A 13563-nucleotide genomic window follows, 5' to 3' on the forward strand; every position below is an offset into this window, starting at 1 on the left:
GGGCGCCAATGGGGTGGGGGTGAGTGGGCGCGACGCGTCACGTTAATGAGGCGATTCCTGCAACGCGCCTTGCCGCATGTCACTATCAGATCAGACGGTACATCGCGGAACTGCACCTCCAACTTATCAACCCGTTCTCCAGCCTGGATCGACCTTTACCCGGAGATGATCAAATGAGGCCGTACAACATCGTCCTTTTGGCGGTCGAGTCCTTTTACTCGGTCGAAACCGGTGATTGGCCCGGAATGATTGAATTGTTCGAAGAGCGGCTCGAACAGGTACAGGTGTACAGGGAAGGCGTACGGCGGGAGCTCTACGAGAGCTTGAGCGATTCCGAATTCTCCTGGAAATCGGCACTCTGGAATGACGATTGCCATGTGGAAGAGTTTGATGGGGAGGAAGATGCACGTTCTTTCATCAGGAATGCTGTACTGCGTCTGGTCGAGCGCGCCTTCACAAAGATGCAGGCTTCGCCGAGTATCTGAGACTAGGCGTCGCCGCTGCTGCCGCGCTCACGATGGCTACAGAAGAGCAACATGGGGATCAATGGAATCATCATGAAGATGCTGCGAATGCTGCGCGCTCCGTACTCGTACGCCTATCTCGTTGCCGCCAACCTGGAGATATTTTCTGATCTCGACGGAGGTTGGCGACGCATTGGCGCCTCCATCATTGTTGCACTCTATATGGTCCTCCAGGCGCTTTTCGTGATCACGCTGGCGAGATACTTGGGGGGTGACCTCTTTGAGGGCAGGACCAATCCGCCATTCTGGGCGATGCTGATCGCAGCGTTTGTGCTGGCATGGCTCGTCTCAGGAGCGGCCATTAAGAATGGCGAATCTCTGATAGCTGGACATGACGGCAAGTGGAAAACCATCTTTGCGATCTACCTGATACCAGGGGCGGGCTTCGGATGGATGCTTCTTTGGAAGCTATACGTGCCATTTGCGTTCGTGCACGCTGCCATTACCTGTCTTCTGTACTTTTCGTATGATCGATATGTTGAATGGCGACCGGAATGATGGCGCCTATATTAGAGAACGAACAAGGCCGAATGCAGCCGGGCTCTGACTGGCGGCGCGCCCGCGTTGCTGCTCACCGGTTGGCGGCAGCTGTCGCCGACCACATGTACCCTGTACTGCTCTTCCGCGAGACATTCAAAGGCCTTGAGTTCTTGATTGTCGAGGAGCGAGTCAGCGATCTATACTGGACTGGGGCAGGTATCCACTTATGACTGGAAGCGGGCGCTTGGCCGGACGCGGCGTACCTGCAGTGCTAAAGTCCCCTTTCGGCGCAAAGCGGTCGCACGCATGATTCCGAGAGAGATCTCATGGAACTTCTACTAAGTGTCGAGGACCGCTTCTTGCTCGGCGGTCGAGGGTTGGTTCTGGCGCCCGATTTACCGCTCCAGTATAGTGAGAGCAGCCCCGTTTTTACCGTCATCGTCGAGTGTCCGAGCGGTACTAGATTGCAAGCACAGGCGGAGCTGCGTCTTGACCATTTTCGACCTGGAGGCTACAAACTGATCGTCCATCTCCCTGGACTCGATAAGACTGACGTGCCCATAGGCAGCAAAGTCTGGAAGGTGTAATTCAAGTCTCCGCTTTTGGCCGATCCTCGACCTTCTGCAGGACGAGCTTCTGATAGAGGGATTGGCCAGCGTTCGCCTGGTGTCTGCCGCACCGAAAACGCCCGGCCTCTAACGCATTGATTTTAGAAGATATGGATGGGGTGAGCTTAGCCTCTTCCTGGCAGCTTCCGTCCACCAAAGATGCCCGATATTTCCGGAAGTCCACCAAAGATGCCCGATATTCCCGGAAGTTCACCAAAGACGCCCGGCATTTCCAGAAGTACATAAATAACGCCCAACAGTTCCGGAAGCCCATAAAACACGCCCACGACTGCCGGGGGGTCTTTAGAATTACCAATTAGCCCACGCGGCGGCAAAGCCTCCCCTTGTGTTGCGTACTCGCATGAAGGCTACTGCCGTTCGCAGTCCGGCACGAGACAGTGCCGTTGCCCCAATGATGGCAAAAATTGCTAAGAACTGCCTGCCTTAGGATTTCTGCTGGATTCTAGCTGTTTTTCGAGGTGTCACCCAGGCGACCCGGACTTCTCTCAAGGAACGGGCGGAACCCTGAAGCTCGATGACCGGATACCCACCTGAAGGCAGTACATCCTTCGGATTCAGCTTGAACACCCTTGCAAGCGTCAACGCCAAGCCTTCCTCATAAGCGGTTGCCAGAACCCACACAAGCGCGTCGACCAAGGCGGATCTTCCCTTAATGCTGTCCAATACCGAAGCGACGATTACGGAAGGGGACCTATCCGGCTTGTCGTTCGCGATACCAAAGGCCGCAGCGGCCAGCTCCAGCGCTGTGCCGCACGCTAACGTTACCATCGGGTCGACAACCGAGAGATTGAGCCAAGTCGCGCCGCTGGCAGAAACACCATAGGGAGCTAGGAACGACTCGTGCCGCTCTACCTCAGTGGGTCCTTGGGTGTCGTAGTGCGTTGAGCGGAAGCTCAGGACAGATAGGCCTTCAAGTCCGACCCTGGCGCATGCCGCTGCAGTGGCCCGCGTCAAAGCATCGTAGGCCATCAATGGGAGCGGAGCGCACATGAGGCCCGAGTTGCCGCCAATCATTGCCCAGCCCCAGAACGCCCCTGGCTCCGGATCGTCAGCGGATGGCTGGAAAGCCTCATACCTTACGTGAGCATTGCCATCGTCCTGGTGGACGGGCGGCATAGGAGTCGTTCTATCAATCAGGCGCGCCAGAGCTGAAGGCCAGCTTTGCGCATCACTGGGGAAGTGAATCACTCGGCCTGCCCGCTGGCGTGATGCCCAATGAAGGTAGTCATCCACCCACTGCGACACTTCACGAGCGGGAAATTGCCTGACGTCCAGTAGCGCTGTGTGGGCGTCGATTGGCTGAAATCCACAAGTACAAGTCCCGAGACCACCGGAGTGGTCAAAACTGGTGCCCAGCGTCCTTCCGCATGCCTCGCAGTGGCTGATGAGCTTCTCGCCATGCCAAGGGCACGCAGAGATGGAAGGAAGGAGAAATAGTGAACAATGGTAGCCGTGAAGTGCGCATGCGGGGCACCGCATATATGGAAGCTCACTACCCGCGAGAAGTCGAAGTGATTGAACTGGAAGCCACGCGGCCGGATTCCATAGATTCTTCGTTGTGACGTCACGGACTTCGATGGCTGACGCAAAAGTATCCTGCACCCGGCCCGGCAGAAGCAAAGGGCGGAGCATGGAGCGCCCAGTCTTACGCCTCACCCCCATGATCATGAGTTGCTCACTTGTTGGCATGCCCAGTGCAACGATCCGCTGCAGCACGCCGTAGCCCGATATGTATGGATAGAACTCATGCTCTGCGCCGACAATCCGAGGCGTAGAAGGATTTACGGCGCGAGAGCTATTCATTGCTTCCCCCTACCTGGTTTGCCGTATTCTGTATCTTCTCAATGATGGCGATTGCCTTGTCGGACATCTTCTCGCGCATGCGAATGAACTCGGTTCGCAGGTACCCGACATGCACAAGCGCAGCACGGACGTCAGATGGAGTGAAGCGTTCGAAACTCTGCTGAAACCAAGCGTTCGTTAGCAGATTCCGCACGGTCGATGTGAAGGAGCACATCGGCCAGCCACTATGTTCGGGAAGTCCCACCTCCCTCCGGAGGGCGGACACAGCATCGCAAATCATCTCCGTTTCAGATTCCAGCCGCCATCCGCGATCAAATGCGTCGGTGGCGAAGTATCTAGAAAATGGCATGTCCTCTGTCGGCCACCATGCTGCGCCGTCGTAGCGCGACAGGGCATGCCTGACCTCATCTCGCGCCGCAAGAGGAAGAAATGGGGCTGAGTCCAGAAACCACCGGCGAACAACATGTGACGGATGGTGCTGCCACATGTCGCCAAGCTCGATGCCCTGCTGGTCACTTTGGTACACAAAGACCAAAAAGAGAGTAAGCCTGTCCTTGCTCATCAAGTTATCAAGATCTTCTAAGCACTGAAACTCAAGATTGGTGAGCCGTTGAGCACTGTCGATGAACAATACGTACCTGCGTACGTCGGCGTGCCCACACGCGGCGCGCATGTGATTGTGTATTCGTGCCCTCAGCTCGTGAGGCCTGGCCGATGACCAGCGCGGCATTCCCAGTTGATGTGAAAGCGCGTGCCAGAAGCTCAGCGGGCTCCTGCATGCATCTGAGGTTGCGACGATTGCCCTGGCCACACCTGCGCGGCGTCCGTCCTCCACGAGCCAGCGCCAGTCGGTTTCGACTAGATAGTCTTGCGCCGTGGATTTGCCAACCCCGCTCTCTGAATAAAGAGAGCACCCATGATGACCCTGCTGAATGTTGTACAGAACGAAATCCGCCATGCGTTCGACAGGCTTCGTGTTGATACGGTAGCCAGACTCAATGAAAAGTGGATGGTCGGGGTCAAGGCGACGGACGGCCATGATGGCCTCCGCAAGGTCCGATCTAGTCATCAAGATTCACCTTGCCTCCCCGGGGGACTCTTACCGGGATGTGAGCTGGCTGGGACCGAATGTCGGGCAGACGGCCGAAGTGCAACTGCTGCAAGCGCGCAAGTTGGTCGACTGCGGGTTGGGACGTGTCTGCAGTAGATCGAAGATGCGCTATGAAGGCTTCAATTGCACACTCCACGCCAGCGATTGAGAAATCACTGCGCTGTTTGGACCAACGACAGATGATCCTTCGCGTCCTCTCGTCATGCGGCGCGCGCGACCAAGGCGCTCGCGCGGTAGCCACTCCGAATGGCACGGTGGCACTTTGAAGTAGCACGATTGAACGAAGATCGCGCCTATTCACGCGCGCAAGAATCCTGGTGCCAATCAGTCCCCATTTATCGTTAAGGGAAGGGGATCGGTAGTCCGCATACAAGTAGGTGACATGGGGCAACTCCCCATTATCCTTGTTGCCTTTTACGGGCAGGCTTACGATTGTCGAAGCCATATCTGCAGCATCCAGGCCACAGGTTTCCGGCGCAAACGCAAACGCTGACTCTTTGCGATTCGTGAGATACGCTAGCGGCGTCATCTGTCCGAGTGCGGAGTGAGGCGTCGCGTTGTAGTTGGCTATGATGACGTCCAGGAGCTCCTCGAGAAGGTGCATCTGGATGGGATGGGCATCCGGAGAGAAGTTGCTGATCCTGATCTTGTTTTCCCCCAGCCGTTTGGCGGGCTCAAAACCGCCGGGGATCTTACGCAGCGCACCACGTTCCAAGCGCGAGAAGAATTGCTCTACAATGGGTCGTGAGCGCGGTGTGTGCGACTTTCCGAAGATCATCACACCTCCCCGAGCCCTGCAGAATGCTGCTTCGAGTGCATGGGCCGAGTGCGCAAGGAAGTTGTCCAGTGCGACAGCGGCCGAGCGCGTGACTATCGGCGTTGCTGCCTGATAGACGGGCATTCCAGCGCCAGGTGCGTAGAAGAGGTCCGGGATCGTCAGGTCCCTGGGAGCCCAGGGTTCCATTGACTTGGACAAGCAGAGCGCTACATCAAGATTGTCATAGCTCTGGCCGACACAGAGAAGCCATCCCGTTACCGCCCTGGATTCAGTCTCTATTTCGATGAGAAGCCATAGCCGTGACACTTTGCGCGTAACACGCGCGCCATTGGGCATATCGATGGAGATCTTGCATTCAACATCGATTTGGTGCGCGTCAAACTCCGTTCTGGCGAACAGGCCCATCCGTACTGCTTGCTCCAAAGCGACAGGAGCGTTCGATGCCGATTGAGGTTCATAAAGGTCCACGTCGGCTACTGCCGACTGCCGCCGCTTGAGCAAAGCAAGCAGCGAGCGCTTCCCCTTGCCAGGATCGTTCAGGGGGAATTTGTCCTCCAGGTTGTGCTGCTTCAGCTCCGCAAGGACTCGTTGGTGCAATTTTACGAACGCGCTTGGAGGGCGGCCCGGCGGCAGATGGGTTGCAAAGCCATCGATCAAGGCTTTAACACTCGGCACAGCTTCGGAGACTTTGTGCCACGCAAATCTTCCTGGAACCAGCGGCAATTCCGCGGGTTCGAAGGAAAGCTCAGTCGAGTAACTGCCCCATGGAATGCATACGCGAAATCCGTGCGGCATGCCATCGTGGGCTATCGTGGGCGCTTTCATTGCCATGCGCTTCAGGCGTTTGTGGCAGATTCCATATCTCCGGGATATAGCGGTGATGGTGGAACGGCCCAGAAGCAAGGCGGTGAGTGCTTCCTTGGCCACGCGGAACTTGGAGAGATGATCTGGTGCAATATCAACCGGATGTGGGGAGTACCACTCGTCGAGTGTCGCCTGATCATAGATTTCGTACCTAGCCATGACGCACCTCCACGAGGGCATCCGGATCCCCTGGGCGATAGTCCACGAGTTGTACGCGGCCGGTGTAGACGAGGCTTGCCACTGCGCAAGCCACTGCGAACCGGGCCTGGCCCGTCTGCAGTTGTAATGCGCTCATGGTGAGGCGCTCAACGTTCTGGAGCATGTCCTCAATCCTCACTTCCAACTGCCTGGCCCCCGCGATCTTTGCATTGGCCCAGACAAGCGGAAGTAGTTCGTAGGCAACAGCGACCTCGCTGGCGCGAGATGCCAGAGAGTTTTCGTGGACAAGTCGCAATACGAGCCCTTGATTCAAGGCCATGTGGATGAGCTCGTCATCTGCGGGAAGCTTGACTAAGCCAACGCTCAGTGAAGCCACCCGTTTTGTAGGGATTACAAACTGGTAGTGCTGGGTGCCATCCCTCCGCCCGACCCAGAAGCTCAACTCAAGGTCGCGCTTCTCGCCTACCGTGATTCGACGCGGCCTCTCAACATACATCTCCACCTGGGGGTCAAATTCGAGCATCAGCGCCTGGCAAAAGTTGACCAGGTCGGCCACCGTTACGGTCCGCCCATTCTTCGGGGACTGAAATACAAAGATTTCGCGGCGGTCGCGCTTGCCGCGTGCTAGCTCGAGAGGGGAATGGGGCAGATGCCCCTCACGGCGGTCTTCGTCCGTCGGTTTGGCGGTCGCGCTTTTTCCTGCGGTCATCATCCTGCTCCTCAGCCGTCGGCTTGCGAACGTCTGCCCGGTCTCGAGATTGGAACAAGGTGCCCATTCAGGTTCGCCTCCGCCATATGAGATGGGGAGGAAATGGGCGCACCCCTCCGCGCGAACGGGAAGTCGCTTGACTTTGTCAAGGAAAAGGGTGAGCCTCAGGGCACAGGCTGAGTTTCACCACCATCTGCTCCAACAGATGTCACTTGCCCCCGCGCCAACGGGGGCAAGTCATTTCCAGGGTTCGGAGATGTTAGTTTCCGGCTCTTGGTACTCTCCTCGGCGCTCGGCGAGCGCATCTTCGGGGACGTCTTGAGTCTGTTCTTGAAACGCTACAAGCCCGGCCCCTTGAGTTTGGGTTGTGGGGCGTCATTCCTGGTTGGGCTTCAGAGCAGCCGCTTCATCTTGCGGGGTGCCAGATACTGCCGGCGGACTGATTGCGGCCCTCAGCCCAACCATCCAGTCGGCGATGTCCATCGCAAAGGCAAATTTGCCGCGGCGGCCGGGCACTTTGAATATCTTCACGGGCAAGGTTCCGCGTGCCTCTGCTTGGCGGAGCGCGTGGCTGGAGCGATAGCCAAGAGCTCGCGGCAAGTTTTCATAGCCGATGAGAGGCCCGAAATGAAAGGTCAATTCTCTTTCGATCTCACGGCGTTCCGGGGCCAGGATTGATTCGTTGGTCCGCTCCGTCATGGCGTGGTCACACCCCGTCGCTTGTGTCCTCCTGATTCTGCCCCTCTAATACGGATGGTGGAAGGAGTAACAAACTCGCGTTTCGTTACCCATCAAAGGTGAATGGGGAGGGGCACGGCCATGGCGCTCAAAGAGATACCCTTTTACGGCGAGGCGCGACTTGCCCGCATGCGTGCAAGCACGAGCATACTTCCCGCCAACCGAGCCGTGCCGTACTGCCTGCGATCACTCAGTGTCGGATTGTGGTTTGAATGCTTGCGAAGCCGAATGGGCCTATCCAGCGCATACGCGCTCGGACAGTCGATATCCCCGGAGCGTCCCGGCTGCCACTCCAATGTGTGGGTGAAATATGCCCATGCGGAACACGTCCCGTCCCAGGCGACGCAGGCAGCAGCCGAGGCGCGCTATCCCGGCTCCCGCATGGTTCTATGTTCACCGGTCTGGGCCGCTCTGAATGTCCACGAGGCACTTGGCGGTTGTGGAGAATCAATACTCATGTCGCTCAGTGCACCTGTGCAACTGGAAGTGTTCAGCGGAGCGAGCTTGCGAGCCGGCATGTTTGTCCGCCGAGACCGTCGGTTACGAGAGATCACCGAGGGCTTGTGCGGGCTGGGCACTCTGGATAGCCTGGCGGCACTAGTGGTGATGTTGAGGGTCGCCCATGAGCAGGGCAGACGGCATGACTGCTTTGCCTTGGGGCGTGCACTGCACGATTGCCTGCTACTGGTGGGGCAGGATAGTCCCATCCAGCTTATTGCCGAAGAGCTGTTCTGGTACTTCAGCCATTTCGTGCTTCCTTTCACAGGGTGCCGGGGTGTTCGGATTGCATCGTCGCGACGCCGCTTGCTCCTGCAGCATGAGGTTCTCTCCCGCCTCGTACTTGAGCTTGAAGACAGCGGGTTCGACTATCTCCCAGGCATGCGTCACCCGCTCTTGCGGGTAGTCCGCAATCAGCAGCATGCTCCGTCTTCGCGCTTCTTCTCGCCCGGCGTCGGACCCTGCAGCGCAACATCGCGGCAGATGGCGCGGTAGCGCTATCAATACAGAGTCTTGTTGAGACGAGGAGGCATCCAGGATGGTGAGCGCAGAGACTAAAGGCTCGACCGATTACGAAATGAGCCGCTTGTGGTGGGCGGCACGGCTGTCGCAGTCGAGTAGAGGCTCAAGATGATTGCCTATCTTGGTTGGGGGTCGCTGGTATGGCAACCCGACGGTCTACCGGTTCGTGGACAGTGGCTGGCAGACGGGCCAACGGTTTGCGTAGAGTTTTTAAGGCAATCCGGCAATGGACGGCTTACGTTGGTCATGCATGCGGCCGCGTCTGCTGTCACCTCCTTCTGGGTTGAGGCTGGTACCGACGACGAGGGCGACGCCAAGCGAGCCTTGCGTGAGCGGGAAGCCATTCCCTCAAAGAACATGGAGCGACACTTGGGGGTCTGGACACATGGCTGTCCAGCACCGGCGAGTATTCCTGGGCTCGCTGACTGGGCCGCTGCTCGCGGGATTACCACTGTGCTATGGACGGCGCTGCCACCGAAGTTCAACGGGGAAAATCAACGCGTCCCATCAGTGGAAGAAGCAGTTGCCTACCTCGCAAGCCTCTCAGGGCAAACTGCGACGCTCGCAGAAGAGTACGTCCGGCGAGCCCCGCCCCAGATTGACACCGTCTATCGTCGTGAGTTTGCTGCACGTCTAGGCTGGCATCCCCTTCCGAAAGGGAGCTAACTGCGACGTGCGTGTGATAGCCGATGGCCAAACTCCGGCAATGGCCAGCACCGTTTCTCACCTTGGGCCGACTTGGGCCGGAAGGCCCGGCCCTGTCAGCGCTGCCCGGGGCTCCGGCTCAACAACTGGATGAGCAGAAGCCACTTGTGTGTCACTTTGCCGGCGGAGGCAGCACAACGATGAGTGCCATCCATGGGGCGATTGCCAGAACAGTGGCAATGTACGCGTACTTCAAACAGCTGAATTTTGACGAGAGAATCTTGGAATTGCGCCAACATTGACCCAGGAGGTCTTCCTCGAACTCCATCAGCGTACGCTCCGCGCACTTCTGCAAGAACTCGTGCTCGGCCATGCTCGACACCCGTTCAAAGAAGATGAGCGAATTTGACCCGCCTCGCAGTTCCGGAAAATATCCGTACCACAGGTGCCAGAAGCTAACAGTAAGCGGTGTAAGGAACAAAACGCCCGCAACCGAGATCAGGGCCGTTAGTTCATCAAGTTTCGGCAGCCGCGTCGCGATCATGGCAAGCATGCCCAGGTTGATACCCAGGCCGACCGAGAGTTTTGTGTCTACACGGGAGAAGAAGCCCAAGACCAAATTCAGCTGCTGCCAAGCGGCACTAACGCGGTCGCTTTGATTTGGCGGGTGGCCGCCAGAATTTTGAGGTTCTTGCACGGGGTGAGTTCTCTGTCTTGAGGGATACGGTTTGTGTTCGTTTGATGGCAGATCGAAGACCGCAGATGTCCAGCGTTCCGCAGCAGCGCGCTCCTGCAGCCGCACAATCCTCAAGGAAAGCTGTGTCGGCCAGCGCACATCGGTGCTGTTCCAAGATGAAAGTGACCAGGGCCGCAGCGTGGTCGCCACATGCAGTGATCGCACCGTCAGGATCGCGGCCACATGGGCAGACTGGGGGTCTCCCGACCAAGGTTTCAGTGCGCGTCGACACCCGAGCAAGGAGTAGTTTGCCGTGCCAGAGCTCGAGCCTCCGCTTCTGAGGGCGCGAATCCTTGCGGACCATGAACTGCCCCGCGAGCACATCTGCCTTGAATGCCGGACCCAGTCGTTCGGCTGCCTGCTCAGCATTGGCCTGATGCTGCGCAGCACGACCGTGCGCGCGGCCGTTCTCCGCTCCAGGAAAGACCCGGCGGGCGTTCGCGCCGATCTGGTAGGTCAGGTACTGGTAGACCGTGGCCCACCAATGCCTCGCTGCTGCTTCGTCTTGGATCCGGCTCGGATTGTCTTCTCCCCAGCCGAGGCAGAAGCTACGGTCACCGTTGATATGCCGATCGGGACAGAACCCCGGCAGCATGCCGGGGTCGGCGATCTCGCGCACTGAGACGTGCTCGCCTGCAACGGAGACGAGCAATCTAAATGCGTACTCGGCTCCGCCGGCCCGAACCACTGTGATCCCAACCAGCCCCCCGACAGGGTCTACGATCAACGTGGCACCGTAGTCCGGTGCCACGCGCTGCAGCAGCTCCAAAGGCCTTGGCGTCACGTCGCGGCCACATGAGGACGGATCGGCTGCGCGAGCGCAGGAGCCACTGCGGGTGCCACTTCAGCGTAGTGTGCCTCCAGTGTTGCCTTCGCCACGCGGTCCCCGGATGCGGCGAGTTCCTCCACCGCTGCGGCATAGTCTAGGTTCGCCGCCTTTCGCTTGTCGGTAAAGACGGTCCGTATCGCGGCGCTGGCGGCCTTGTAGGCATTTTCACCAATGGCCGTCTCCACACCGTCGCAGAGTCGTTGTTGGGCTTCAGATTCCAACACCGCTCGCCCCGTGGCACACCGCAGAAGGCTCCCCTTCATGCCCAGGCGGGAAATGGCAAGGGGGCCAAGTTCGAAGCCAATGGCCAATCCCAGCTCTGCCACTTCCGCGCCTTCGGCGCTCAGTTGCTCCAGGGCAGTGGAGAAACTGCTGCGCAATGCACCCGCGCACTGGGCAGCGGTGCTGACCGTGTCCTGCGCATCTGTCGTCTGTGACGTGCCCTCCAGCAGCACCCCATGAAGGCAGTCGCCAATAAAACGGACACGACGCCCTCCAAAATCCTCGTGTACGACCGCATCCAGCTCAGAGCGCAATACGTGCAGTGTTCGAACCAGATGTTCGGGATCCTCCTCTAAGTGCTTGTCCACGAAGTCGGTGAATCCGTCAATGTCGGCATAGATCGAAACGCCATCAAATCGCCTTGAGTTCGCCGCGCTGAGCAGGGAGAAGTCCAGATCAGAAAGCGGAGGCGTCGGTCGACTGAACTTGAATTCGCCGATAGGGAGCTCGGCCTGTTCATCTTTCCAGAGTTCGATGATGCGCGACTTGGAAATGCCGAGTGCAGCGGCCTCGACGCATGCGGAAATCTGAGCATCGGTCAGCGAAGTGGTGCGGTCCTTGTTGCCGGTCAAGGTAGGCAGTTCAAGCACGGCACGTGCGCCGTGCGTCAGGTAGATGCCTTCAGCCCCTCCATGCCCGGCACACTTGGCCGCCTGATTGGCTGGGGAGCCTAAGAAAAGAGGTTCTCGGCTGGCGCGACGACCATTGTTGACGGCCAACGCCATCCCGCTGTCAATGCCGACACGAACCTGGGCATTGGGGATGTGCGCGTCCGAGTCGCCCGTTTCAGCCAGCACATCGATGGCGAGCTGGGCGATCGCAACCGCGCGCTCGATCCGGGCGCGTTCGTTGGCATCGCCGTACGGCTTGGTCACAACCGCATGCAGCCGCTGGTTGTGAAAGTCCACACGGATGGCATCACTTTCAACGAGGATGCGATGGACGGCGCGGTAGTGCTGATTCAGGAATCGAAGGGCCCGCTTGTGGCAGGTTTCGCCTTCGATGTCAGTGCAGCTAAGCATGTCCGCCAGATTGACGATGTCGATGTAGACATGCGCCCCTTGGACGCGATAGGCGCGATTGACTGGAATATCCACCAGCGAGGTTTCCCGCTTGTAATCGCGGATGTCCACGTCGCGGACTTCGGCGTAACGGGTGGCAATGCGCTTCTTGGTGCGATCTTTTTTCCAGCTGTGTCCCATCGTGCTACTCCCTGCGCCCAAGAGGAGGCCAGGCCGGGCGGGTCGCGTCGCCTACGGCGTGGCTGGCAGCCGGATTCATTCCAGCTCCTTTGGGCGTATATTGGGACCCAGTTCACACTTTCAAGGGGGCAGTATGGGGACTGGGATCGTCGAGCGCCTCGCGGCGGATGATGGCAGGCGACTGATCGCCGCCTTGGCTGAGTTCCGCCTGCTGGCCGGCTTGGACGCGGCCGCAGCCCAGCTGGCACAGGCCGGGGAATTGCTCGACGTGGGGACAGGGCAGGCCTTTATCACTCAGGGCGCCCCAGAGACCGACGTTTTCTTCATTGTCTCCGGCTCCGTGGACGTGCTGGTCAACGGCAAAGTGGTTAATACCCGAAGGGCTGGGGACCACGTCGGCGAAATGGCAGCCATCGAACCGGCGCAACTGCGGGCGGCAACTGTTACTGCACGCGAGCCGACCGTAGTGCTAAAGGTGCCGGAAATCGATTTCAGCAGGATTGCGGATTCACACCCCGTCATCTGGCGGCGGCTGGCCGCGACCCTTTCGCGCCGTCTAAAAGAGCGCAATCACATGATTACCCAACCTCGCGGACAGGTCCGGGTCTTTGTGATGTCGTCGGTGGAGGCGCTCCCTGTCACGCGGTTGCTGGTACAGCACTTCGAGCACGACCCGTTCCTGACGGTGGTATGGGACCACGGGGTGTTCCGCGCCGCCAACTACACACTTGACGAGCTCGAGCGCCAGCTGGAACAGGCAGACTTTGCCATTGCCGTGGCCCACGCGGATGACATGGTCATCAGCCGCGGTGACGAGTGGCCTGTCATGCGCGACAACGTCGTCTTTGAACTGGGTATGTTCATTGGATTCCTGGGGCGTCGGCGCGCCTTCTTGATGGAGCCGCGCGAAGACAAGCTGAAGCTTCCCAGTGATCTCACGGGGCTCACGACCGTCCCCTACCGATACACCCCTGGCCCGGACGCCCGGGCTTTGATTGCACCGGCATGCGAACAAATTCGCTCCCGCATTCTCGAAGCTGGGCCGAGGGACTGA

General features: G+C 58.7%; 12 protein-coding genes. 3 read left to right on the forward strand and 9 right to left on the reverse strand.

Annotated features, from left to right (window positions below; translation table 11 throughout):
* The first annotated feature begins 173 nt into the window (after positions 1 to 173).
* On the forward strand, positions 174 to 485 hold the full coding sequence (locus tag ACZK0Z_RS11395) for a hypothetical protein (protein ID WP_197631968.1): 312 nt from the start codon (positions 174 to 176) through the stop codon (positions 483 to 485).
* A gap of 72 nt (positions 486 to 557) precedes the next feature.
* The gene (locus ACZK0Z_RS11400; protein ID WP_197650035.1) at positions 558 to 1022 is read left to right on the forward strand and encodes a hypothetical protein; all 465 of its coding nucleotides are present in this window, start codon (positions 558 to 560) and stop codon (positions 1020 to 1022) included.
* Positions 1023 to 2056: 1034 nt separating this feature from the next.
* On the opposite strand, the gene ACZK0Z_RS11405 is transcribed toward ACZK0Z_RS11400, so the two are convergent.
* The 9 genes from ACZK0Z_RS11405 to ACZK0Z_RS11445 all read right to left on the reverse strand — a co-directional run bounded on the left by ACZK0Z_RS11405 (position 2057) and on the right by ACZK0Z_RS11445 (position 12509).
* On the reverse strand, positions 2057 to 2602 hold the full coding sequence (locus tag ACZK0Z_RS11405; RefSeq protein ID WP_126412179.1) for a hypothetical protein: 546 nt from the start codon (positions 2600 to 2602) through the stop codon (positions 2057 to 2059).
* An 826-nt stretch (positions 2603 to 3428) separates the two neighbouring features.
* Positions 3429 to 4475: an ATP-binding protein gene (locus ACZK0Z_RS11410; protein WP_072167141.1), complete on the reverse strand. Its 1047-nt coding sequence runs from the start codon at positions 4473 to 4475 to the stop codon at positions 3429 to 3431.
* A 22-nt stretch (positions 4476 to 4497) separates the two neighbouring features.
* Positions 4498 to 6348: a hypothetical protein gene (locus ACZK0Z_RS11415; RefSeq protein ID WP_024956856.1), complete on the reverse strand. Its 1851-nt coding sequence runs from the start codon at positions 6346 to 6348 to the stop codon at positions 4498 to 4500.
* Positions 6341 to 7057, reverse strand: a complete 717-nt coding sequence (locus ACZK0Z_RS11420) for a hypothetical protein (protein WP_049401583.1) — start codon at positions 7055 to 7057, stop codon at positions 6341 to 6343. Before ACZK0Z_RS11420 ends, ACZK0Z_RS11415 begins: the two co-directional genes overlap by 8 nt.
* A gap of 375 nt (positions 7058 to 7432) precedes the next feature.
* Entirely contained in the window at positions 7433 to 7756 is a 324-nt protein-coding gene (locus tag ACZK0Z_RS11425) for a hypothetical protein (RefSeq protein ID WP_024956858.1), read from the reverse strand.
* A 720-nt stretch (positions 7757 to 8476) separates the two neighbouring features.
* On the reverse strand, positions 8477 to 8716 hold the full coding sequence (locus tag ACZK0Z_RS11430) for a hypothetical protein (RefSeq protein WP_126412177.1): 240 nt from the start codon (positions 8714 to 8716) through the stop codon (positions 8477 to 8479).
* A gap of 916 nt (positions 8717 to 9632) precedes the next feature.
* The gene (locus ACZK0Z_RS11435) at positions 9633 to 10157 is read right to left on the reverse strand and encodes a Pycsar system effector family protein (protein WP_464816522.1); all 525 of its coding nucleotides are present in this window, start codon (positions 10155 to 10157) and stop codon (positions 9633 to 9635) included.
* Complete coding sequence (locus tag ACZK0Z_RS11440; RefSeq protein WP_353949944.1) at positions 10102 to 10980, reverse strand: E2 domain-containing protein; 879 nt, start codon at positions 10978 to 10980, stop codon at positions 10102 to 10104. Before ACZK0Z_RS11440 ends, ACZK0Z_RS11435 begins: the two co-directional genes overlap by 56 nt.
* Entirely contained in the window at positions 10977 to 12509 is a 1533-nt protein-coding gene (locus tag ACZK0Z_RS11445; RefSeq protein WP_043033494.1) for an adenylate/guanylate cyclase domain-containing protein, read from the reverse strand. Before ACZK0Z_RS11445 ends, ACZK0Z_RS11440 begins: the two co-directional genes overlap by 4 nt.
* A gap of 133 nt (positions 12510 to 12642) precedes the next feature.
* On the opposite strand from ACZK0Z_RS11445, the gene ACZK0Z_RS11450 reads away from it, so the two are divergent.
* The gene (locus tag ACZK0Z_RS11450; RefSeq protein WP_088428977.1) at positions 12643 to 13563 is read left to right on the forward strand and encodes a TIR domain-containing protein; all 921 of its coding nucleotides are present in this window, start codon (positions 12643 to 12645) and stop codon (positions 13561 to 13563) included.

Source organism: Stenotrophomonas sp. 116085_Sma (genome assembly GCF_056479585.1).

Excerpts from the sequence above, each read along its gene's own strand:
- ACZK0Z_RS11395 (WP_197631968.1), top strand. The coding sequence starts at position 174 with ATGAGGCCGTACAACATCGTCCTTTTGGCGGTCGAGTCCTTTTACTCG.
- ACZK0Z_RS11400 (WP_197650035.1), top strand. The coding sequence starts at position 558 with ATGAAGATGCTGCGAATGCTGCGCGCTCCGTACTCGTACGCCTATCTC.
- ACZK0Z_RS11405 (WP_126412179.1), bottom strand. The coding sequence starts at position 2,602 with ATGGCCTACGATGCTTTGACGCGGGCCACTGCAGCGGCATGCGCCAGG.
- ACZK0Z_RS11410 (WP_072167141.1), bottom strand. The coding sequence starts at position 4,475 with ATGGCCGTCCGTCGCCTTGACCCCGACCATCCACTTTTCATTGAGTCT.
- ACZK0Z_RS11415 (WP_024956856.1), bottom strand. The coding sequence starts at position 6,348 with ATGGCTAGGTACGAAATCTATGATCAGGCGACACTCGACGAGTGGTAC.
- ACZK0Z_RS11420 (WP_049401583.1), bottom strand. The coding sequence starts at position 7,057 with ATGACCGCAGGAAAAAGCGCGACCGCCAAACCGACGGACGAAGACCGC.
- ACZK0Z_RS11425 (WP_024956858.1), bottom strand. The coding sequence starts at position 7,756 with ATGACGGAGCGGACCAACGAATCAATCCTGGCCCCGGAACGCCGTGAG.
- ACZK0Z_RS11430 (WP_126412177.1), bottom strand. The coding sequence starts at position 8,716 with ATGCTGCTGATTGCGGACTACCCGCAAGAGCGGGTGACGCATGCCTGG.
- ACZK0Z_RS11445 (WP_043033494.1), bottom strand. The coding sequence starts at position 12,509 with ATGGGACACAGCTGGAAAAAAGATCGCACCAAGAAGCGCATTGCCACC.
- ACZK0Z_RS11450 (WP_088428977.1), top strand. The coding sequence starts at position 12,643 with ATGGGGACTGGGATCGTCGAGCGCCTCGCGGCGGATGATGGCAGGCGA.